Source organism: Sphingobacterium sp. UBA2610 (assembly GCF_002339225.1).
In the GTDB taxonomy this organism is placed as follows: domain Bacteria; phylum Bacteroidota; class Bacteroidia; order Sphingobacteriales; family Sphingobacteriaceae; genus Sphingobacterium; species Sphingobacterium multivorum.
The window spans coordinates 142,494-166,607 of record NZ_DDKA01000011.1 but is presented as its reverse complement, the minus strand read 5'-3'; the positions used below and the strand labels follow the sequence as shown (position 1 = coordinate 166,607).

General features: G+C 38.6%; 20 protein-coding genes. 6 read left to right on the top strand and 14 right to left on the bottom strand.

Features of this window, described 5'->3' with window-relative positions; all coding sequences use genetic code 11:
* From prmA to B4Z47_RS08220, 4 genes are all read right to left on the bottom strand, one after another.
* Positions 1-840 carry a 50S ribosomal protein L11 methyltransferase gene (gene prmA, locus B4Z47_RS08235; RefSeq protein WP_088162805.1) on the bottom strand — a complete coding sequence of 280 codons (840 nt, stop codon included), beginning with the start codon at positions 838-840 and terminating at the stop codon, positions 1-3.
* 9 nt (positions 841-849) lie between these two features.
* The gene (gene tpiA / locus B4Z47_RS08230) at positions 850-1,617 is read right to left on the bottom strand and encodes a triose-phosphate isomerase (protein WP_115046800.1); all 768 of its coding nucleotides are present in this window, start codon (positions 1,615-1,617) and stop codon (positions 850-852) included.
* An 11-nt stretch (positions 1,618-1,628) separates the two neighbouring features.
* Positions 1,629-2,795, bottom strand: coding sequence for a putative sugar nucleotidyl transferase (locus B4Z47_RS08225; RefSeq protein ID WP_115046798.1), 1,167 nt, complete (start codon positions 2,793-2,795; stop codon positions 1,629-1,631).
* Between the two features lie 78 nt (positions 2,796-2,873).
* Complete coding sequence (locus tag B4Z47_RS08220; protein WP_046671774.1) at positions 2,874-3,122, bottom strand: type B 50S ribosomal protein L31; 249 nt, start codon at positions 3,120-3,122, stop codon at positions 2,874-2,876.
* Between the two features lie 225 nt (positions 3,123-3,347).
* Here B4Z47_RS08220 and B4Z47_RS08215 point away from each other — a divergent pair, with 225 nt between their 5' ends.
* Positions 3,348-3,686, top strand: coding sequence for a DUF2853 family protein (locus B4Z47_RS08215; protein ID WP_075994026.1), 339 nt, complete (start codon positions 3,348-3,350; stop codon positions 3,684-3,686).
* A gap of 23 nt (positions 3,687-3,709) precedes the next feature.
* On the opposite strand, the gene B4Z47_RS08210 is transcribed toward B4Z47_RS08215, so the two are convergent.
* Complete coding sequence (locus tag B4Z47_RS08210; RefSeq protein WP_075994957.1) at positions 3,710-4,354, bottom strand: carbohydrate-binding family 9-like protein; 645 nt, start codon at positions 4,352-4,354, stop codon at positions 3,710-3,712.
* Between the two features lie 79 nt (positions 4,355-4,433).
* Positions 4,434-5,540, bottom strand: coding sequence for a phosphotransferase enzyme family protein (locus tag B4Z47_RS08205; RefSeq protein ID WP_115046796.1), 1,107 nt, complete (start codon positions 5,538-5,540; stop codon positions 4,434-4,436).
* A gap of 230 nt (positions 5,541-5,770) precedes the next feature.
* Between B4Z47_RS08205 and B4Z47_RS08200 the strand changes: the two genes are divergently transcribed.
* Positions 5,771-7,117: a Gfo/Idh/MocA family protein gene (locus B4Z47_RS08200; protein WP_075994028.1), complete on the top strand. Its 1,347-nt coding sequence runs from the start codon at positions 5,771-5,773 to the stop codon at positions 7,115-7,117.
* A gap of 144 nt (positions 7,118-7,261) precedes the next feature.
* The gene (locus B4Z47_RS08195) at positions 7,262-8,554 is read left to right on the top strand and encodes a hemolysin family protein (RefSeq protein WP_075994029.1); all 1,293 of its coding nucleotides are present in this window, start codon (positions 7,262-7,264) and stop codon (positions 8,552-8,554) included.
* Between the two features lie 97 nt (positions 8,555-8,651).
* Here the strand turns inward: B4Z47_RS08195 and B4Z47_RS08190 are convergent, their stop codons facing one another.
* The 8 genes from B4Z47_RS08190 to B4Z47_RS08155 form a co-directional block, all read right to left on the bottom strand.
* Positions 8,652-10,241 carry a peptide MFS transporter gene (locus B4Z47_RS08190; RefSeq protein ID WP_075994030.1) on the bottom strand — a complete coding sequence of 530 codons (1,590 nt, stop codon included), beginning with the start codon at positions 10,239-10,241 and terminating at the stop codon, positions 8,652-8,654.
* An 83-nt stretch (positions 10,242-10,324) separates the two neighbouring features.
* A complete protein-coding gene (locus tag B4Z47_RS08185; protein ID WP_083663750.1) occupies positions 10,325-11,899 on the bottom strand; it encodes a peptide MFS transporter in 1,575 nt (524 codons plus the stop codon).
* A 274-nt stretch (positions 11,900-12,173) separates the two neighbouring features.
* Positions 12,174-13,064, bottom strand: a complete 891-nt coding sequence (locus B4Z47_RS08180) for a TIM barrel protein (RefSeq protein WP_046672364.1) — start codon at positions 13,062-13,064, stop codon at positions 12,174-12,176.
* Between the two features lie 22 nt (positions 13,065-13,086).
* Positions 13,087-13,815 (bottom strand): (Fe-S)-binding protein, encoded by a 729-nt coding sequence (locus B4Z47_RS08175; RefSeq protein ID WP_070566110.1) that lies wholly within the window; start codon positions 13,813-13,815, stop codon positions 13,087-13,089.
* A 20-nt stretch (positions 13,816-13,835) separates the two neighbouring features.
* Positions 13,836-15,134, bottom strand: coding sequence for an MFS transporter (locus tag B4Z47_RS08170; RefSeq protein ID WP_075994031.1), 1,299 nt, complete (start codon positions 15,132-15,134; stop codon positions 13,836-13,838).
* Positions 15,135-15,144: 10 nt separating this feature from the next.
* The gene (locus B4Z47_RS08165; RefSeq protein ID WP_159333289.1) at positions 15,145-16,464 is read right to left on the bottom strand and encodes a D-alanyl-D-alanine carboxypeptidase; all 1,320 of its coding nucleotides are present in this window, start codon (positions 16,462-16,464) and stop codon (positions 15,145-15,147) included.
* 124 nt (positions 16,465-16,588) lie between these two features.
* A complete protein-coding gene (locus B4Z47_RS08160) occupies positions 16,589-18,304 on the bottom strand; it encodes a RagB/SusD family nutrient uptake outer membrane protein (protein WP_075994033.1) in 1,716 nt (571 codons plus the stop codon).
* A 33-nt stretch (positions 18,305-18,337) separates the two neighbouring features.
* Positions 18,338-21,640 carry a SusC/RagA family TonB-linked outer membrane protein gene (locus B4Z47_RS08155; RefSeq protein ID WP_236560272.1) on the bottom strand — a complete coding sequence of 1,101 codons (3,303 nt, stop codon included), beginning with the start codon at positions 21,638-21,640 and terminating at the stop codon, positions 18,338-18,340.
* A 431-nt stretch (positions 21,641-22,071) separates the two neighbouring features.
* Here B4Z47_RS08155 and mqnC point away from each other — a divergent pair, with 431 nt between their 5' ends.
* From mqnC to B4Z47_RS08140, 3 genes are all read left to right on the top strand, one after another.
* Positions 22,072-23,196 (top strand): cyclic dehypoxanthinyl futalosine synthase, encoded by a 1,125-nt coding sequence (gene mqnC, locus B4Z47_RS08150; protein ID WP_075994034.1) that lies wholly within the window; start codon positions 22,072-22,074, stop codon positions 23,194-23,196.
* Between the two features lie 9 nt (positions 23,197-23,205).
* Positions 23,206-23,766: an SMC-Scp complex subunit ScpB gene (gene scpB, locus B4Z47_RS08145; RefSeq protein ID WP_075994035.1), complete on the top strand. Its 561-nt coding sequence runs from the start codon at positions 23,206-23,208 to the stop codon at positions 23,764-23,766.
* 153 nt (positions 23,767-23,919) lie between these two features.
* Positions 23,920-24,081, top strand: a complete 162-nt coding sequence (locus B4Z47_RS08140; RefSeq protein WP_167450446.1) for a hypothetical protein — start codon at positions 23,920-23,922, stop codon at positions 24,079-24,081.
* Positions 24,082-24,114: the final 33 nt, after the last annotated feature.

Genomic DNA, 24,114 nt, shown 5'->3' with positions numbered 1-24,114 from the left:
TTATCGCTTCACAAACTTGGCTGCACACCAATTATTTAAAACTTTATTGGAGATAAACTCAAAACCTAATGACGTCGCCGCATCGCTTAAGATTGCTAAATCTTCCTGCTCATAGAAACCACTTAGGTACAGCTCACCCCCTGTACGAATGCTCGATGCATACTGAGGTAATTGTTCTAAAAGAATGTTACGATTAATATTTGCCAAAATCACATCAAAGCCCCGACCTGTTAACACTTCATAAGATCCACAGAGCGTCTCAATATGCTCAACATGATTGAGCACTCTATTTTCGATCACACTTTCGACACATATTTCATCATAATCCACAGCCAACACAGTATTCGCACGTTTTTTTGATGCCAAAATGGCTAGAATCCCTGTACCGCAGCCCATGTCTAAAACCTGCTTGCCATTAAAATCATTCTCCAAGATATACTGAAGCATCATCGAAGTTGTTTGATGATGGCCAGTGCCAAAAGACATCTTCGGATCTATAATGATTTCATAGGGAAACTCAGGTTTTGCCTCATGAAAAGTTGCACGCACATAGCATTGCCCCCCCACCTCAATTGGGTTGAAATTACTTTCCCACAATTTATTCCAATTCTGGTTTTCTATTTCCTGTATCTTATAATCGACCTCTAGGCCTTCATAAGGTTGAAGCATCAAAGTTTCTAATGCTTGCAAGTCAAGATTTGCAGCTGAAATATAAGCTGCAAATCCAGATTCGGTATCCTCAAAAGTATCAAAGCCAATATCAGCCAAATCAGATATCAACAAATCCTTCTGCCATTCTTCACCTGATCGCATTTGAAAGATAACCTCTACGTATTTCATTTCTAAAAATTAGCCGTTAAATACTTTAGCGATATCAATAAAATCTCTCGATTTTAAAGAAGCCCCTCCTATCAAACCACCATCAATGTCGGCTTGAGCAAACAAATCTTTTGCATTACCTGGATTACAAGACCCTCCATACAGAATACTTGTATTATCAGCAATCTCCTGACCATATTGATCAGCTAGCACCTCGCGGATAAATTTATGAACCTCCTGTGCTTGCTCAGGACTAGCTGTCAAGCCAGTACCAATTGCCCAAACTGGCTCATATGCCAATACCACAGATGCAAAAGCTTCTTTAGACAAGTGGAACAATCCATCTGTCAATTGTGTTTTGATCACATCAAAGAAAGCTCCAGATTCGCGTTCTTCTCTTGTTTCTCCAATACAGAATATTGGTATTAAATCATGTTTTAATGCAATATCCACTTTAGACGCCAACAATGCATCAGTCTCACCAAAATAAGCACGTCTTTCAGAGTGCCCCAAAATAACATGTGAAGCGCCTACTGATTTTACCTGTGAAGCTGAAATCTCACCTGTATAGGCTCCGGACTCAGCTTGGTGAATATTCTGTGCACCGATATTTACATTTGCAACATTTTTCGACAATTGCCCAAGGCTTGACAAATGAATAAATGGGCTACAAACAACCAATTCTTGGTTTCCAATCACTTCATCTTTGGCCATATTGATAATTTCAGAAAACAAGCTCAATCCTGATTGATAGTCTAAATTCATTTTCCAATTACCAGCTACGATTTTTTTACGCATGATTTTACGATTTAATTATATTTTTTGTTAAGTTGATTCAATTTATCTTTAATCTGCTCCGTAAGTTCTTCCCCTTTTGATGCATACAGCGTCTCCAAATATGCCATAAACTTATCAAATTCATAAGTTTGCACACCTCCGTCGAACACCCAAGCAAATGACGGTACAAATTTAGCATAAAAACTTGTATCTGCTAGCATGCTTGCAATTCCAATTACCGTACCTGTATTTAAAGCCGAATTGATACCAAGGCGCGTATAGTCTCCAATAAAGGCTCCGCATTTTAACAGACCTGTATCCCGAACACCGTCCAATGCATAATCATAAATTGAAACGGTCTTTAAGTTATTCTTCAAATTGGAATTAGAGGTACCAGCCCCTAAGTTACACCAATCCCCTATCACCGAGCAACCTAGATAGCCATGATGCCCCTTGGCCGAAAAATCACCTATGACCGAATTCCCGATCTCTCCCCCAATGACACTCTGCTTCCCTATCGAAACATTGCCATAAATCGTGGCGCCCATTTTCACAACAGCTCCTTTACCAAGGTACAATGGACCACGCAAATGCGCTCCCTCCATAATTGTAACATCTTCATCGATATATATGGGGCCTTGGAGGGTATTGATCGTAGCACACTCCACGCTAACACGATCTGCTACATAAAGGTCATTTCCTAACAATTGATTCGTCACAGCTATACTGGACGACTGAACATCTTGTACCAGCAGATTGAAATCACGTGTTATTTCAGTTCCTGCAAGCAAAAACAGATCTTCTACCCCCTTTAGTAGATCCACTGACGTATCAATCTCTTGTACACGATAAGAACCCATATGTGCATAACAACAAGCGATAACGTATCCGCCCTGTACAAGGACCTCTCCTACACCCAAGCGCTGTATAGCCTGCAATAATACTACTGACGGGATAACGTTCTCAGACAGCCAAATAATCCCCTCTTCGTTCGAATGAGCGGCAATATAGTGTACATCAAATGCTAAAGCTAATTTTTGCCATTTCTCCCGTAAAGTCAGTATACCAACCCGAAGGTCCAAGCAAGATTTTACGAAAGTAAATGGATAAAGACTCTTTCTATCAAAAGTAGTTAATGGGGGGCTAAGCTTATCCAACAATTGGATCGAATCAAAGCAATCTGTAAAGAAGATTTTCACAAATTAAAAATAACAAAAAAAACTCGACAAATTATATTTATCGAGTTCTTAATATTGTAATATACAGATCTGCTACAATTATTTTTTGTTGTAACGGTTACGGAATTTGTCGATACGACCAGCAGTATCAACCAATTTCATTTTACCTGTATAGAAAGGGTGTGATGTATGAGAGATCTCTAGTTTTACAACTGGATACTCATTACCATCTTCCCATGTGATAGTTTCTTTAGTATCAACACAAGATTTTGTAATAAAAGCATAGTCATTTGACATATCTTTAAATACAACTAATCTGTAATTTGAAGGATGCAAATCTTTTTTCATTATTATTATGATTACGTATATTCAATTATTGAGGTGCAAAGATAACTTATAAAAATGTAACTTACAACAATTACCAAGAATAATTAGCTGAATTTTTCCACATTTTAATTAACGGCACTTATCAAGACTGCAAATGTAACATTCTTTCCCTGAACAAAAGAATAATTTTGTTTATCGACTTTTTTACCTAACTTAACTATCTACAATTAAATCACTTACATAATTATGAGCAAATTAGATGAAAAAATTGCTGCATATGTTGCAGAATCAAAAAAGCTAGGCTTATCATTAGATGAAGCATTTATTGCAAAAGTAACAAAAGGAATAGGACCTTCCATTTACAATGCAGACTCCGAAACCATCGCTGCATCAGATCCCGAAGAACTGAACCGTGTCAAACAAAATTTTTTGATCAAAAAATTAGGCCTAAAAGATGGCCCTGAGCTAGACAAAGCATTAGAGGAGGTTATTACCGCTATTGGCAAATCCAATAAAAATAAATACCGTGTATTAGTATATGCTTTATTGGCAAAGAAATTCAAAAAAGAATCTGTTTACCAATAAGCATCAACTTTTTTACTCAACTCCTAACCAAAGACCATTTCTCCAAAAAACTCGGGGAGATGGAAGTTAGGAGTTGGGTTTTCTATTTTATTCCAAGATATAAAATGTGGTTGTTTGAGATGATCACCACATTTGTAAAAATTCCCATGTATCCGTTTACCTTTCAGGTCTACAAGATCGTCAAACTGAAATACAGCAAATGGAATTACCTCAATCATACTCCATCGCTTATCGGAACCATTACGCTCAATTAAAGAGTAAGTACGCACCTGTTCTATTGTTGTACTATCCAATCGATTTCTACTCGCCTTTTCGGCCGGACCATAACCGATCAAACCCGTTCCAATTAGATTAAATTCAAGGTTATAATAATGTTTGCGTCCATCAAATGAAATAAAGAACTCCACACAACTATCTTCCCATACATTTTGATTTGTATCGGAATAATTACCCCGAAGTTGTTCTTCGACGACATCGTACTGCAACACTAGATATTCCCGGGTGTAGCCAATCTTAAATTGTACCTCAGGTTTATACGGGAAAGATTCGCTCCAATTATTAAACTCCAAAGAATGCGATTCAAGATTGCTTAAGAGCTTCGACAAAGTATGATAATCTAGTGTATTGGTCAGCTCCGCTGCGATAGGCAAAATGGTTAGTTTTTTCATTCGAATATTTTTTTTACAGAAAAAAGAAGCTTCATCTACGCGATGGAAGCTTCTCAATATGATTAAAGGTATAAAATTGTTAAATGCAATCAAAAACTACCTTACGCATAAATGCTTCATTCTTTTCCATCTCTTCAACCAATTTCAGTTGCGTATTTGTACGAACCAGATTATGGTCCTCATATTTAGTCTTGTAGTAATGATCTCCTTCCAAATAGTCCGTTAAGAAACGTACTCCTTGCATATAGGGCAATAAGAAGGCTCCATCTACTAATGTTTCTTTCTCCAAAGTTGTCAAGAAGTCATTAGCTTCCTCCAAATATCCTTCGGCATATGCCTTATATAAAGCAAGATTTAGCAGAATTTTCGATACATCCTTCTCATCCTCGGCAACGGGGTTAATAATCGTCCGAATAGCATCCCCAAAATCATATGCCACATAGCCCGGCATGACGGTATCTAAATCGATGACACATTGCATCTTATCGTGGCGATCTAAGAGCACATTATTAAACTTTGTATCATTATGTGTAATACGCAGCGGAAGCTCACCCTTACTACCAAGTTCAAGAATGGTTTTCATTCGATCTTCACGACTAAAGATAAAATCCAATTTGTGTTTCACCGACGCTACGCGTTGACAGACATCTTTAGCGATCGCTTTTCTAAGATTTTCGAGTCTAAACTCTATATTATGAAAGTTAGGAAGTACCTCAACGATCGATGAAGCATCTAAATCCGAGAGCTGCTTTTGAAACAAACCAAAAGCACGCCCCCCCTCAGCTGCCTGTACCTCAGTCTCTACAATATCATAGCTTTTGGTATCCTCTATGAGGATAAACATGCGCCAATAATTACCCTGACTATCTTTTATATATAATTTCCCATCTTTTGTAGGAACAATTGTCAATACATGATCGCTGATTCTTTTTCCTTCAGCGACTTTAACTTTCTTACTAAGATGCTTGGTGACAATCTCAATATTATGCATTAATCCATCCACGTTCGGAAAAACATGGTGGTTAATACGTTGTAATAAATGCGATATACCGCTATCTACAGTAGTAACTACACGATAAGTATCATTGATATGACCAGAACCAAACGGTTGCACTGAAATGATATCTCCTTCTAATGTGAATTGTTTTGCTGCGCTCTCTACTACTAATTGGTTAAAATCAGACATTAAACTATGTTTTTTAAATCATCAATGTGCTTGCAATATCACAAATTGAATTAATAAATGATAATTTTTATTTCAATCAAACGTTTGCATGAAATTTAATAAAATTAAGCAAACGTTTGCACTTTCATTTATCCCAAATGAAATAATATATTTGTTAATAGTAGCCAGTCTTAAGGACTGTTTTCAAACAAGTAAATAACTAATATACAAACTCCTTATATCTCAAAACAATGGATAGAAGAAATTTCATAAAATCGACTGCCATCACTACAGCTGGAATCGGTGTCCTTTCAAGTACAGAATTATTTGCTCAAACAAATGGGAAAATAAAAATCGGTTTTATTGGCGTAGGCCTTAGAGGACGTAATCACGTTCAAATTGCCCTAAACAGAGATGATCTAGAAATTGTGGCTGTCTGTGACACCCAAGAAGAATCTCTAGCACAATGCCGTAAACAATTCAACGCAAAAGGCACCAAACTTCCAAAAGAGTATACTGGTGGGGTTGATGCTTACAAAAAGATGTTAAGCAATGAAAAATTAGATGCTGTCATTATTGCAACGCCTTGGCAATTCCACAAAAACCAAGCTATTGATGCAATGAAAGCTGGTCTATACGTGGGTTGCGAGGTTATTGCAGGTTTAACGCTACAAGATCACTGGGATATTGTGAAAGCATCCGAAGAAACTGGAAAACCTTACATGACCCTAGAAAATGTTGCATTCCGTCGTGATGTACTTGCTGTATTGAATATGCACAGACAAGGACTATTTGGTGAATTGTTGCACCTAGAAGGCGGTTATCAACACGATTTACGCGAGGTATTATTCAATGACGGAAAAGCCTATTATGGCCATGGCGTTGAATATGGCCCGAAAGCGATTTCTGAGGCACAATGGCGTACACAGTTCAATATCGACCAAGATGGTGATCTATACCCGACACACGGTTTAGGTCCAATTATGCAATTTGCAGATATCAACAAGGGGAACAGATTCACTCATATCACTTCGTACTCAAGTAAAGCCCGTGGATTGGCAGCCTATGTCAATAAAGTTTCCCCGGGACATCCTAACGGTAAGATCAATTACAAAAATGGTGATATTACACAAACGATGTTACAATGTGCGAATGGAGAAACCATGTTATTAACGCATGATACACACTTGCCAAGACCTTACTCTATCGGTTTCCGCGTACAGGGAACAGACGGTATTTGGATGGATGTTGCCAAAGGTATTCACATCGAGGGTAAATCCAAACCACACACTTGGGATTCAGCAGACGAGTGGGTAAAGAAATACGATCACCCAATCTGGCAAAAATATGAAGAGGTAGCAAACGGTTCTGGTCATGGTGGCATGGACTGGTTTGTATTCAATGCGTTCATTCAGGCGGTAAAACAAAAAGTACAGACTCCAATTGACGTGTATGATTCAGTAACCATGAGTGCTGTATTCCCACTATCTACCGAGTCAATTGCAAAAGGAAATAAAACGTTGGAATTCCCTGATTTCACAAAAGGAAAATGGAAAACCAAGAAAAATACCTTTATGTTAGATGATAGTGGAATGTAATTGAAAAAACATGCTTATTATCATAAAAGCCGTATTGAAAGATATACGGCTTTTTTTATGAATGCTTGACATAATCATAATAATCCTACTATTTGGCCGGTCTTTTCCGTAAATTAGCCTAGCAAACAACTTTTTCAACTCATTATGCTTACCGAAGCAATTATTATTTTAGTCCTGATTATTCTAAACGGAATACTATCGGCATCAGAAATATCCATCGTGTCCAGCAGAAAGGCAAGGCTACAGGCTGAAAGCGATAAAAACAATGCCGCTGCAAAAATAGCGCTAAACCTAAAAGAATCGCCCAACAGCTTTTTATCCACTGTACAAATAGGCATTACCCTTATTGGCATCCTAACCGGATTCTTTTCTGGCGGCAGTATTTCATCTTACCTCGTAGAGATCTTTAATAAATCCAGTATCATAGCCCCCTATAGCGAACAGCTCGCTGTAATCATTGTCGTCTTTATCATCACCTACTTTTCGTTGGTGCTTGGTGAATTAGTCCCCAAACGTATCGGTATGGCTATTCCGGAGAAGTATGCCATGCTAATCGCTTACCCGATGAACCTGCTCAGCAAAATCGTTCGGCCATTTGTATGGCTACTCAGTATGTCGACGGAGTTTATTGTCAAAATACTCAATATCAAGAGCAGCGGCAATAGTGTCACGGAAGAAGAAATTAAGGCATTAGTAGACGAAGGTGTCGACAGTGGTGTCATCGAAGGTATTGAGCACGATATCGTCGACCGTCTATTGAGTTTAGGGGACAAAAAGGCGGTCAACCTAATGACTCACCGCAAAAACATTGTTTTTTTGGATCTGGAAGATTCTTTTGAAGAAAATAGAAAGATCATACTGGACAACGATCATTCCATCTACCCGGTCTGTGAAGGTGGACTCGACAATATTAAAGGTGTTGTTCATGTAAAGTCCTTACTACGACAATGCCTCCAGAACGAAGCATTTGATCTCAGAACACTTATGTTACCGATCAAGTTTGTTAACGAATTCAGTTCATCGTATAGCATTATGAATACCTTGCGTACCTCCAGTATCCATCAAGCGGTTGTCATTGATGAGTATGGGTCACCACAGGGAATTATTACCTTACGGGATATCGTTGGCGATTTGGTTGGCAACATCACAGAAAGCGACCTAAGTGCCCGTCCGACAATACGTCAATTGGAAAACGGCGATTATGTTGTCGACGGACAATATCAGATTGAGGATCTTTTGGATGAATTTGAAATCGGTCTTTCCGAAGAAGACGAAGATGAGATCAATAACGTAACCACCGTAGGAGGCCTCGTGTTTCTAAGATTAGATCACGTACCCGAAGAAGGCGAACGTGTCCGATTTAAAAATCTAATTTTCGAAGTGCTTGATATGGATGGACACCGCATCGATAAACTGCTTTTAAAAGTGGAAGAATAAACATAAATAAGCATCAACAGAAAAGTAAAAAGAGATAAAAAAAAGGGCCAATCAGTGTATTGATTAGCCCTTTTTTTTGTGATGCTATCGATCCTGATTAATTGATCCCATGCATCATTTTTTTCAATATTGGATTGAAGACAATTAATAGCAATGCCGTAACCCCAGGAACTATTGCAAATATCATAAAGAAATAGGACATCGAATGTTCTTCTGTAATGCGATCAATGTATGAGCCTAAAAATCCACCGATAAAATTGGCAATTGCCGAAGCACAGAACCAGCAACCGAAAAGAAGCCCTAAAAATTTCTTTGGGGAAAGCTTACTAACATAAGACAAGCCAACAGGTGAAAGACAAAGCTCCCCTGCTGAATGAAAGAAATAGGCGATCACCAACCAAATCATACTCACAGACGCTGTCTTTGCTCCTTGAGGAATCTCGCTCGCTCCATAAGCTAATGCTGCAAATCCAATTCCCACCAATATTAAACCTAGCGCAAACTTAACTGGTCCCGAAGGATTCCAGACCTTCTCCCAGAATTTGCTAAATGACGATGCAAGTGAAATAATAAAAAATGCATTCAATATTTGAAACCATGAGGCTCCAACTTCCGATCCGGTTATTCCAATTTCTCGAAATACTTTCCATAAGCCCAAGCACCAAATGATACCAAATGAGACAGCGGTAAATAAAATAGTCAATGGATACTGTTTATATATTTTTCTAGCCAATGCTGTTAAAACGATCGTCACAATAACGATAGGCACAATAGTCAAAATAGTATCAATCCATTTAAATGTCACTGCTGAACTTCCAGACAGGACCCTCTGTGTATAATCCTTTGCAAAGATAGACATGGATCCGCCCGCCTGTTCAAAAGACAGAAAGAAAACTACACTAGCCAACATAAATATGGTGACAACTATTAACCTATCACGGACAACATGTGCAGGAATGACCTCTTCCTCCTCTTCGTGATTTTTGATCTTTTTCTCATGGTAAGCCTGAAGTGCTTTGGGTGAATCTCCGATAATTCCAAATATCTTTTGTCCAAAATAGAATTGCAACATACCAAAGAACATAAATACTCCAGCAAGCCCGAAACCATAATGCCAACCAATTTTTTCGCCGATATACCCACATAGAAGCATTCCCAAAAATGACCCGGCATTGATGCCCATGTAGAATATGGTATACCCTGCATCTTTTTTAGGACTTTGATCTGGATAAAGATTTCCCACCATAGAAGAAATATTAGGCTTAAACATCCCGTTACCCAAAATCATTAACACAAGACCCAGATAAAAGAAATTGGAATTCACGCCCTCAAATGCCATAGACAGGTGCCCCAATGTCATTACCAAAGCGCCTATCAAAATCGCCTTCTTAAAACCGGTTAGCTTATCCGCAATCATTCCACCGATCAATGGTGTTAAATAGACAAAACCAGTATACAAACCGTAAAGTTTCATGGCACGTTCGTTACTCCATTCCCATCCCCCATCAGCAAGGGAACTTATTAAAAATAAGGTCAACAATGCCCGCATACCGTAGTAACTAAACCGCTCCCACATCTCTGTAAAGAATAGCACAAATAATCCGGCAGGATGCCCATTTACCATCTTGTCATCGATCCCCTGCTTAGCAAGATGTGCTACAAGAACTTGATCTTTTTCTTGATTCATATAATTTCAATAATTGTTTTATAACTCAGGTTTTGTTTTTATTTTGATAAAAATCGCTTGAAGATACACTATTTTTCTATGAATTAATCAATTCCATGCATCATCTTTTTTATTTTTTTGTTACCCAGAATAAGAAATACAGCAGCCACCATAGGAATTACTGTAAATACAGCAAAGAAATATGACATGGAATGAGATTCTGTAATCTTATCAATATATGACCCAATAAAGCCCCCTATAAAATTAGCTATGGCATTGGCACAAAACCAAAAACCAAACAATAAGCCCAGGAATTTTTTTGGCGATAGTTTACTGACATAAGAAAGTCCGACCGGACCAATACATAATTCGCCCACTGTATGAAAAAAGTACGCCAACACCAACCAGATCATACTAACAGAGGCCGTCTTTGCACCGGTAGGAATCTCAGAGCTTCCAATAGATAAAGCTGCAAAACCAACTCCAACCAATGTCAGTCCCATTGCAAACTTAATTGGACCAGAAGGATTCCATACTTTCTCCCATATCTTACTAAACGATGTGGCCAACGTAATGATAAAGAAAGAATTTAACATCGGAAACCAGGATACAGTAACTTCGGAATTCATACCATAATATTCCCGATAAACTTTCCAAAGACACAAAGACCAAATGATCACAAAAGAAATACTCGAAAAAAGTATGATCATAGGGTATTTACGTACGATTTTCTTTGCTAAAACAAACAGTACTCCGGTAATTACCACAATCGGCAAAACCGTCAATGCAGCATCCAACCATTTAAATAAAACCGCCACTTCACCACTCAATACCCGTTGTGTATAATTTTTCGCAAAGATCGTCATCGAACCACCTGCTTGCTCAAAAGCTAAATGGAAAACAATACTTGACAACATAAAAATGGCTATTACCAGCAAACGATCACGAACAATATGCTTTGGATTTTCTTCTTGACCACCCGCAATATCGGTTAACTCGTCTTGTTTCTCGGGTGTATTTCCAATTTTTCCGAAAATGGGTTGTGCAAAATAGAACTGCAACATTCCCAAAAACATAAATACTCCGGCTAGCCCAAAGCCATAATGCCAGCCGATCTTCTCACCAATATAACCGCATAGCATCATTCCTAAAAACGCTCCCCCGTTGATGCCCATATAAAAGATGGTATAACCCGCATCTTTTTTACCTCCTTTATCCGGATATAATTTCCCTACCATCGAAGAAATATTGGGTTTGAACAATCCATTTCCCAAAACAATCAGCACCAAACCCGCCAAAAAGAAGCTTTTATTAAATCCCTCTAAAGCCATAGCGATATGTCCCAGCGTCATAATTATAGCTCCGACCATAATGGATTTTTTATATCCTGTCAGGCGATCGGCTATAATCCCACCGAACAGTGGCGTTAAAAACACCATCCCGGTGTACAAACCATAAAGCTTCATGGCCTCGGAGTTGGTCCAACCCCATCCTTGTTGTGCAATGGTAGAAACCAGAAAATTGACCAACAGCGCCCGCATACCATAATAGCTAAAACGCTCCCACATCTCTGTGAAGAATAATACAAACAAGCCGGCAGGATGCCCTTGTACCAATACATGTTCAGCCCCTACTTTTTGCAAATGGGTCTCAAGAACAGCATTTTTTTCAAAATTCATGTTTTTTTAGTCGTTATTTTTCAAAATAAGGTAGTGCGATTTCCATTTATAAAATATACCATCGGTAAACGGAAAAATCCGATGATCCTCTACACAAAGAAAGAGGTTGTTCACCCGTCTTCATATGCTCAAGCAAGATAGTGAAGATTTTAATAGGTTTCTAACGAATGGACGGCAGTTTTTTTCGTTGTTGCATCCAAGCAACACTTCAATTAAAACCTATCAACGAGTCGAGTTCTTTCCATTTCCTGAAAAGAACTCGACTCGTTAAATATTAAATCAAAGGGCGCAAACGTTCCAGTAATTTTTTAGTAGCAAAAATACCCTCTTCTTCGCTCAACTTACTTCCCTCATATTCAATCCCCACATAACCTTTGAATTTTGCTTTTTTAACAATCTTCAACATACGCTCATAGTCAATTTGCGTTTCATTTCCATTGGCATCAAAATCATGTGTTTTGGCACTCACACCATGCGCATAAGGCATTAGATCAGTCACGCCTTGATAACGATCATACTCATAGAAATTACCAAGATCAGGTAAACTTCCACAATATTTACTACCCACTGCTTTTAATGTATTGGCCAACCAGTCACCATGTGAAGAGATACCACCATGGTTTTCTACAATAATGCTAATCCCCGCTTTTTTACCAATATCAGATAGCGTTGTTAAACTTTCAACAACACGTTTACTCACTTCCTCAGGAGTTCCTTTTCCAGCCGCATTGACACGGATTGCATGACAACCTAAGAAATTAGCAGCAGAAATCCACTTATAATGGTTTTGCACGGCTTGTTTTCTCTTTGTTTCATCTTCATCACCGAGATTTCCCTCACCATCAATCATAATGAGTACATTACGTACACCATTATCTTTTGCACGCATATTCAGCTCAGTAAGGTAGTTATTATCATTAGCCTTATCCTTAAAAAACTGATTCACATATTCCACCCCGTAGATACCGTATTTTTTGGCAGCTAATACCGGAAAATCCAAATTGTTCAAATCTCCCTTGAACAAGGATTTATGCAATGACCATTCAGCCAAGGAAATGTCAAACCAATCTTTCTTTGCTGCCGCAAAACTCTCCAAAGAGGGAGCTAATGCTATACCAGCAGACGCTAGCGCAAGGTTTTTAAGAAAATCTCTTCTTGAATTCATGTGTTTAGATTTAATGTGTTATTTAAATATTTCCCCAGCCAGTAGTCAACACATCAACAAGGTGCATCGTCTGAATGGGTAATTTATGTTTATCGATATAAGATTGAAGCTGTAGCAAACAAGATGAATCAGTGGAAATAATATAATCCGCATTCAGATCAAGTGCGTTGCGCACTTTTTGCTCAGCCATTGCTGCGGATATTCCTTCGAATTTAACGGCAAAACTCCCCCCAAACCCACAACATGTCTCGCTATCTTTCACCTCCACCATCTCCAAACCTAAGACCTTACTCAATAATTTCCGTGGTTCCTCTTTAATCTTGCACTCTCGCAAAGCCGAACAAGAATCGTGGTACACCGCAACACCCTCAAGCTCTGCTCCAAAATACTCTTTTTTTAGCACGTTTACTAAAAAATCAGAGATTTCCATAACCTGTTGCTGTATTTTATGGCATTGATGGGAATCTGCCGAATTTGCGAATAAATCATTATAAGCATGTCGTACCATACCGGTACAAGACGCAGAAGGAGAAATAATCACATGATCTCCTGAGAAATCACCTAAAAACTTCCGTCCGACCTGTTTTGCATCATCCCAAAATCCAGCATTATAGGCAGGCTGGCCACAGCATGTCTGCTCAGGATTATAGACAACCTCGCAGCCGACCTTTTCTAATAAACGAACCGTATTAAAAGCGGTCTCAGGGTAAAGCTGATCTATAAAACAAGGAACAAAAAGTTCTACTTTCATATGCAATTCAATCAATAAAATTAAGATTTATTGGATACTAATATCCGGATCAAAAGTAACAATCCAATTACAAAAAATAAAGAAAGAACCAATGCCGAATATCGAATATTATGTGTAACCTGTTCTATAAACCCGAATGAGAATAATCCTATGACAATGGCAACTTTTTCTGTGACGTCATAGAAAGAGAAGAAAGCAGTCGTATCTTTGATATCCGTCGGAATTAATTTAGAATAGGTTGAACGCGATAAGGACTGAATCCCGCCCATAACTAAACCGACCAATGCAGCAATGATATAAAACTGAAGTGGGGTAGATAAATAAAAGGCCGAAATACAGATTCCGATCCAGATCATTACCACAACGATCAACACCTTGATATTCCCAAAAAGCGTAGATAAATAAGACATTAAAAATGCACCTAAGATAGCTACAAGTTGAATGAGAAGAATGGTAGCAATCAACCTTTCCGCGCCTAAATGCAAAATTTTCTCCCCAAAAGAAGAGGCGACAATCATCAAAGTCTGAACACCAATTGCATAAAAGAAAAAAGCCGGCAAAAACTGTTTTATTTCAGGAATACCTTTGATCTTTTGGATAACATGGCCGAATTCATTCCGTACATTCTGAACAAAACTCTTACCTGTGTTATTCTCGGTTGCATCGATTTTAGGCAGGTATTTAAAAGGAATCATTGAAAACCCAAGCCACCACAATCCGACCATTAAAAATGATATACGAGCCGGTAGTGAAGCATCTGTAATACCAAACCATTCAGGTTTAAGCACCACTATAAAACAAAGAATCTGTAAAGTGACACAGCCAATATAACCATAAGCAAAACCTTGCGCACTCACCTTATCTTGCTGATCGACTGTCGCCAAAAGCGGCAAATAGGAATTATTAAACAAAACACCGCCAATATACCCCATCGCTGCAAGCACAAAACAGATGATACCAATTTCCAAAGTTTCAAGCTTGAAGAAAAATAAGCACATACATGCAACTGCTCCAACATAAGTGAAGAATTTCATAATCTGTTTCTTTTTTCCTTTTGCATCAGCGTACGAAGAAATAAAGGGCAAAGAAAACGACATCAACAGATAGGCAAAAGCCAAAGAAAAATTAGAAAGTGCGGTATTGACGACTTCAATCCCAAAGAAACTAACAACATCACCATGCTCTTTTGTTGTAGTAATTGCGGTATAGTAAACAGGGAATATCGTGGAAGTAATAACAAGGTTGTAAGCAGAATTGGCCCAATCGAACATGGCCCAAGAACGAATCAATTTTTTATTGTTTTTTACAATTGCTTCCATTTAAATTGGCTTAATAAGTTTGACGAATATAAGTAATTATTTTAGCCATTTCTTTACGAATTGCACTTGCTCGATCATCTATATAATTATTGTTCATAAAAGAAAATGCCAAGCGCCTTCCTGTCCGTGTGATCAAATAACCACTTTGATTATAGACAGATGTAATCGTTCCCGTTTTAGCAAAAACAAACGGTTCTCCGAGATCTTTGCTATAGGTACGTTTCAGGGTACCATCTACACCTCCGGCCGGAAAAAGACGAAAACGTTCCTTCTCATCCGGCAACTTATTTTTCAAGACGACCAATAGATCGACATTATTTTGCGGTGTCACCTTGTTATAGGACGACAAGCCCGATCCATCAAAAATGGCAACCTCAGCTGAAAAGTATTTATAAACGTTATTCTTCATCCAGTCCCGCACCAAGTAAGTATCAAATTGGCCGAATTGTTTCCACGAACACATCATTAAAAACTGTTCAGCAATAAAATTATCACTTGGCAACATCATTTCACGTATTAAATTTTTGGTACTGCCGGAATAGAGTATCTTGGTATTGCTTGGTTTTTGATAAGACAATAAGGTCACGGATTTACCTAGACTATCCGACAATAATTTAATAAATAAGCTATCAGAATAGATAAATGGGACTTCATTGACATAACCGCTCGGAACGGGACGTTTGGACATCCAAAAGGAATTTGCACGAAATGAACGGGAAAGTTCAAAATCACCTACCTTAGGTTCCGGCAAAAAATCCAGTGAATTTTGAAAACTCGTTGGAGAGGTTGATAAATAATTATAACCTTTTTGTCGAAAAGTGACCACATTGCCATAAATAGGAAATGTACTGATTTCAGGCTGATAGTAAGCTTCAAAATCTTCCATAGCCCAACCATGTGCAAAGAACTTATTCTTCATTGTCCCTGGTACAACAAAAATGCGTTTATTCGTATTTTTCAAAAAGTTATACACTACCCGGGTATCTAACCGATTATGCAAAAACGTCGGATCGCCTGTCCCCCAGATAAGCAGCGAGTCTCCTCGTTCCACATACTCCAAACCGGGTATTGAATCGCCCAGCAGGGCCAAAGCGGCATAGGTTGTATACATTTTTGTATTGGAAGCCGGTGTAAAATGCTTATTGCCGTTTATGTCCATCACATATTTATTGGCATTTAGGTCATACAAAGAAAAACCAACAAAATGATCATTTAATATTTTAGATTCTTGAAATAGCTGATAAACATCCTCAAAGCTCTGAGCCTTCGCTACAAAAGTAGCCGCCAGCACAAACCAAAGCAGCAACAATGCACTTAAAATTTTTTTCATCAGTTCAAACATACAAAAAACTGCAAGAACTCTCTTTCGCCTATTGCCAAAATTCAGATACAAATCCTTTAAAAAGGAAAGGGGAAGACATTGCCTCCCCCTTTCCTTTTTAAAATATCAAAAATTAATATCCTTGATTTTGTGTCAGAGCTCCACCACTTCTGTCAATCTGCGATTGTGGAATTGGGAAGTAATCATTTTGAGGTTTATAGTTTAAGCCTTTATAGCGAGCCATAAAACCGCCTTCAAACGTTGCGTAGCTTTCCAATACAGTTTTCGCCTCCCCCCAACGCACAAGGTCATAGAAACGATGTCCTTCCATCGCTAATTCTAAACGACGTTCAAAACGAACAGCTTTGCGCGCATAATTTTGGTCTGGGAAAGAAGTATAAGGTTTAACAACATATACCGCCGCTGCTACATTATCGCCTGTCGTTTTAGGAGGTAATTTTGCCGCACGCTCACGAACTGCATTTACCAGATTCATTGCTGCACCTAAATCGCCTAATTCAACCTGACATTCAGCTGCCATTAAAACAACATCAGCTAAACGAATAATATTAACATCCAAGTCAGTAATATATGCCGCTCCTGACGCAGTATGTGTTGCATGCAAACTCTTCGGAATCATTGTTTTTATACCAACAAATGGTCCACCTGAGCTCACCTCACGAATCCATGCATCACCTGGCATGACACCATAATCATAGAAATTCACACCTCTACGGCCAACCGTATAATCTAAACGTGGGTCAAAACGAAGCGTAACATCAAGTTTATATGTTTTCTTTGCGTCATCGGACAAACCGAAATCTGATTTATATGGATTATTTCGATAAGAACCATCTAACAATGGTAATCCATTTGCATCGACTTTATAGGCATTAACCAAATCAATGGTCGGCTGATAGAAACCACAACAACCTACAGGATTACTTCCATTTAATCCAGACAACATATCACCAACATTGGCATTATCACCAGATCCATCTGGATTAATCACATGCTTCGATACCAATAATGCCTCTGGGCCGTCTTTTGTAAGTACATCAAAGTTATTTTGGTACGGCATCGTACGTAGATCCTTTGCACCTATAACTTCCTTAAACAAAACTAACGCATCCGCATATTTTTTCTGATAGAGGTAAACTTTACCCAGATAAGCTTTCGCGATATTCTGATCCATACGTCCGGCCTGGCTATTGATTTTTGTCGCTGGCAAATTCGCTATTCCTGCTTTTAAATCGTCAATAATCTTCGGAAGTACATCATCCTTATTCGGTTTCGTTTTAGCCTCATCATCTGTTGTGTTCTCATCAACATACGCTAGATTTTTGAAAACACGCCATAAATAAAAATAATAATGCGCTCGCAATACTCGGGCCTCACCTTCTATTTCCTTCGCACGTGCAGCCGTTACCGTTTTTTCACCTGCTTGGTCAGCCTTCAGAATACGCAACGTATTATTTGCCCTTAATACGCCCTCATAATAAACTTCCCACATTTGACTCAGGTTGTCGTTCGAACTATTTGGCGTATGAAATTCGATCATATTCATGTTCGGTTGATCGGTTGCCTCAGATCCTTTATGTGCATTATCTCCAGCAACTTCACCAAACAACCATTGGCTAGGCGCCGAAGAGTAATTCCCCCAGGTACCGTTGACATTGCCGTTTAATATTCCATACGCCCCGATAAGAGAGGCCTCTATACCTTTTGAATTTACAATCTGAGACTCGGGCAATTCTGCTTGCGGATCACGCTCCAAAAAAGATTTCCCACAAGAGGCTAATAAAGTCAATGATATACCTAAAACTGTAATTATATTTCTTTTTTTCATTTCAATCAAATTTTAACTTAAATCACTAAACCCTTAAAATCCTAGACTAACACCCAACATATATTGACGAGCCTGTGGATACACACCAAAGTCTACACCCAAGGCTGGGTAAGTCGACGGAGTAGCCGTAACTTCTGGATCAAGTCCCTCATATTTAGTAATCGTAAACAGATTTGTTACCCCCACATAAGCACGGAGTTTCTTGATACCGGTATTATTACCAAAAACACGATTGGTATCGAAGTTATAGCCAACTTGAAGATTTTTCAATTTCAAGAAACTTGCATCCTGTACATAATAGCTCGAAGAAGCATATTCATAGGGTGAAGCATTTCTCACTTGGGAAGGGATCATGCTACCGCTATTCGTTGGACTCCATTCATCCAATACGCGCGTACTTTTTTGACCTCTAAACACACCAAAATCTGTAAAGTATCTCGTAGCTTCATAGTTTTGATTACCCTTTGAGCCATAGAAGTAAGCCATAAAATCAAAGTTTTTATAAGCCGCATTGATATTGAATGAATACACAAAATCAGGATGTGGGCTACCTATAATGGTACGGTCACTTGCATCAATTTTGCCATCACCATTGACATCCTCAAATTTAAGTCCACCAGCTCTCGACTTTCCATCCTCATATTTAGCGACACTCGCATTGTTCATATCCGCTTCCGAATAAATACCAATTACTTTATAGCCATAGAAAGCACCAAGAGGTTCTCCAGGTTTTAAGATGGAGGTTTCCATACTTCTAAAACTACCGTACACTTGTTGGGTTACTGATGGTGCCAAAGAAACGATCTTGTTCACGTTACGTGAAATTGTAGCGGACAGATCCAATTTAAATGCACTTTCTTGACGTCTACCGTAATGATAATTCAATGAAAACTCGATACCTTTATTTTGCATATCACCAATATTTACATAAGGCGATCCGGCCCGACCTGCGGCAACAGCAGGTAAAGGTAACAGGTACAACATGTCTTTCGTCTTTTTATTGTACCAATCGAAAGATCCATCAAAATCACCTTGTGCCAGGGTAAAATCCACCCCAACGTTTAATGCAGATACTTGTTCCCATTTCACGTCCGGATTACTATAGGCATTGTGCCACATACCGGAAGTCAAGCTTCCGTCAATAGGATATGAAGATGAATTAATAGCGACCTGATAGCGATTCAGATATTGATTGGCTGGAATACGTTGGTTCCCCGTCACACCATAACCCGCTCTGATTTTTAGGTCCGAGATCCATGAAACACCTTTCATGAATTCTTCCTCCGACAAACGCCAGGCAGCACTCGCTCCAGGGAATGTTCCATATTTATTGTTCGGCCCAAAATTAGAAGAACCGTCACGACGCACTGTTGCACTTAAGATATACCGATCTTTGTAGGAATAATCAACCTTTCCAAACACCGAAAACAAGGAACCTACAGAACCGCTACCTTCACTGACGCGACCAGTTGAAGCGGCATCCAAGTAAAGGTAATCAAGCGATGACATTGTAAAAAAGCCATTTCCTTTTCCCCTTATCTGCCTATTTCTATTCTGAATAGCTTCCGTACCAGCGAGAATGCTCAACGTATGCGCCTCATTAAATGTTTTTTTATAATTTAAAGTATTTGTCCAAGTCCATTCTTTATTCAGTCCAAAAAATTCATTAATTCCGTTGTTAAAACTTCCTTCTGTAAACTCAGGGTTTGGATAGGTATAAGATACACCATTGTAGTTTTCATACTTCATACCAAAACTGCTACGGAAGGTTAATCCTGAGACAATATCAAATTCTCCAAAGACATTCCCGAAAAACATATTGCTCTTATTTTTATTATCCTTGGCACGATAGGCGATAGCAACAGGGTTTTCGCCATTACCATACTGTCCGCCAACAGATCCCGCAAAATTTCCACCCTCATCATATACAGGAATGATATTATGAATACGATACGCAAAACCTAAAGCACTACCTTCACCGATATAGTCCCCGGCAGTATTGGTATTTACTCCCATACCAAATCCTTCCGTAAAACTATATTGCATATTTTCGCCGAAACGTAGTTTATTATTAAAGGCAGAGAAGCGTGTGTTTGAACGAAGATTATATTTTTCAAAACCGGTATGAATAATCGTTCCTTTTTGTTTCAGATAACCACCCGAAATCGCATAGGAAGCATCTTCACCACCTCCTAAAACGCTAAGTTGGTGCGACTGAGTAGGGGCATTTTGGGATAAAGCATCAAACCAGTTGGTTCCGGCCTTATTTGCTTTGGTAATTTGATAAAAATCGCTTCGGCTACTCGCATCGTACTTATATTTTGACATATCCACGTCTGCAGCTGTAATCACATCTTTCCCGCCCACTTTAGGTCCAGCGATAAGGTAATCAGGCATCACATTGTTTGTGCCGTCCAATCTGTTTTCAATATCCAATGTTTGTTGCGGAGACAACATTTTTGGAAAACGCCCACTGTTTGGAACCTGCACACCATAATAAGAGTCAAGGCTAAATTGAGGTTTTCCGCTTTTACCTATTTTTGTGGTAATGATGACAACACCATTATTTGCACGTGAACCATAAATTGAAGCAGCTGATGCATCTTTTAAGACCTGCATCGTCTCAATATCATTTTGATTCAACCAGCTTAACTTTCCTTCATAAGGCACTCCATCAATGATGTAAAGCGGCTCGTTGTTGTTGATCGTACTGTAACCACGAATTTTGATCTGTGGTGTAGAACCAGGGGCACCATCTACTACGATCTGAACCCCTGTTGCCCGCCCTTGCAACGCCTCAACAGCACTCGCCGCCGGGGTAGTTTTCAATTCCTTCACATTGACAACGGCAACAGCACCAGTTAAATCTTTCTTACGCTGCGCCGAATAACCTGTGACAACAACCTCTTCCAAGGCATCTTCTGAACCGCTTAAGGAAATTGCAAGATCAGCTTTCGAAGAAACAGCAACTTCAGTACTTTTGTACCCAATATAACTGATAATCAACACATCGCCCACTTTTGCTTGAATGGTAAATGCACCATTCTCGCCGGTCGACGTCCCGTTACTGCTCCCTTTGACTTTCACAGATACACCAGTAATACCTTGACCTGTAGCAGCATCCTTCACAACCCCTTTGATAGGCGTCTGTTGTACGCTCCTTGTTTTGATTAATGAAACGACTTCAACTTTGCCATGGCTAGTTAATCCACTGGCAAATCCATGAGTGGTCATTCCTCCTCCAATGAGAAGAGAACTCATAATCAGAAACCTCTTATTGAACTTTTGGCCCAATATGAGATCAAAACAGCAATTTTTGTCCGTTTTTTTCATCATAATTTTACTAAATAGGTGGTTTAAAAAAATTTATGTTTATGCTTTAGTTGTTTTAGTTGATATTGGTTGTTATTTAAGTTTTTGGTCATTTTTTTAGGTCTGACGACAACAATGCTATATTATTGGCAGGTTCAGGCCCCTTGGTTATTCATTTTTTTCTAATTTGGTTATTTTTCCAGAAATGTTAAAATCTGTTAAATAAATGTAAAGAATAATAAATGTAAAAAAAAAGGAAAAATCTTAATTAATTCACAAAGCGCTATAAATCAAGTTATTGTATTTTATACACTAAGCTAAAATGCAATACTATTGTTACACGAGCAAATCCTTTTGTTTTCTATCTCTCGAACCTTTCCCAAAATTCAATGTGCATTGTCAAATATTCCACAAATAAGTCCAAATAAGCTAAAAGCTCCTTATATTTGTTGTTGATGAATGTAAGTAATTTATTAGAACGGGCGCTCCGATTTGAGTTCCTATCCAAGGAAGAGGGTGTTTTTTTATATCAAAACGCACCTACAGCTGATTTGACTTTCGTAGCCAATGAATTGCGTAAGATACAAGTGCCACACGGTAAAGTAACCTGGCAAATCGACAGAAATGTCAATACCACCAATGTATGTATTGCAAATTGCAAATTTTGCAACTTTTTCCGTCGCCCTGGTCATGAAGATAGCTACATTACCGATATTGAAAGCTACAAACAAAAGATAGAGGAAACTTTTAAATACGGTGGCGATCAACTGCTGCTGCAAGGTGGCCATCACCCGGATTTAGGTATTGAGTTTTACAAAAACCTTTACAAGCAATTAAAGGAACTTTATCCTACGCTAAAACTACATTCTCTCGGTCCACCTGAAATTGCGCATATTTCCAAATTGGAGAACATGAGCCATATTGAAGTTTTGACGCAATTGAAAGAAGCAGGACTAGACTCGCTACCTGGAGCGGGAGCTGAAATTCTCAATGATCGTGTGAGACGTCTTATATCAAAAGGAAAATGCGGTGGTAAAGAATGGCTAGATGTTATGCGGGCAGCCCATAAAATTAATTTACCAACTTCTGCCACCATGATGTTTGGCCATATCGAAACGATAGAAGAACGTTTTGAACATTTGGTATGGATTCGCGAAGTACAGGATGAAAAACCTCAGGAATCCCATGGATTTATTGCGTTTATCCCTTGGCCTTTCCAAGATGATGGTACCTTATTGAAAAGACTGCGCGGTATTACCAATAATGTAACGAGCGAAGAATATATTCGCATGATTGCCTTAAGTCGCATCATGCTTCCTAATATTAAAAATATACAAGCTTCCTGGCTCACCGTCGGAAAGCGGACAGCGCAATTATGTCTGCACGCTGGAGCGAACGACTTCGGCTCAATTATGATTGAAGAAAATGTCGTTTCGGCAGCTGGTGCACCACATCGGTTTACATCAAAATCTATACAGGAAGCTATTTTGGAAGCTGGATTCAGCCCACAACTGCGAACACAAAAGTATGAGTTCCGCGAGCTACCAGCCCATATGGTCGAACAGGTCATTAACTATTAATACGATACATTGAAAGACGTCATAAGAAATATTGAAGCAATTATATTTGCTTCTGCGGAAGGAATAGATCTTGCCGATATTAAACAGATTTTGCAGGAATCCTTAGCCATCGAAGTATCCAGGGAAGAGCTACGTGAGTTGATTAAAAAAATTGAAACGAAGTACCAGGACGAAGACTATGTACTCGAATTACGCTATATCAACAACGCCTATCAGTTTTTGACAAAAGCTGTTTACCATGAATCGATACAACAGCTCCAAAATCACAATAACAAGCGAAAACTAAGTCAATCAGCGCTAGAAACCCTCGCAATCATTGCCTACAGACAACCGATAACAAAATTAGAAGTGGAGCAGATTAGAGGTGTCAGCTGCGATTACTCTATTCAACGGTTACTGGAAAAGAAGCTGATCAAAATTGCGGGAAAAGCAGATAGTATCGGAAAACCATTACTTTATGCAACAAGCCAGCAGTTCATGGATCACTTCGGAATCAATGGTGTGAGAGATCTCCCTCAATTGAAAGACATCGTTACCGAGGACAATGCGATTGGTGAAACAAATGAATAAATAAAATAAAATAAATTTTTATTTTCAAAATACAATTCAACATACTGATTAACAGAAAAATAAAGCTTAATATTTTTTTTAAAAAAAGTTTTAAAAAATAGTTTTCTTCTCTAATTTTACAACATTGAATAAGAAACAATAAAGTATTATTTTATGAACACGGCAACTTTAGCTAACGAAGATCTTGAAGAAGTAAAATTCGCATCTTTCAACGGTCCTGATGACGATGATGATGATTTCGATGATGATTTCGATTTACCTGAAATCGACTCGATTGGAGGATTGGATGACTTCGATGATGACGATGAATTTTAATATTTTAGTGCGATATAACACTACCTATTAAAA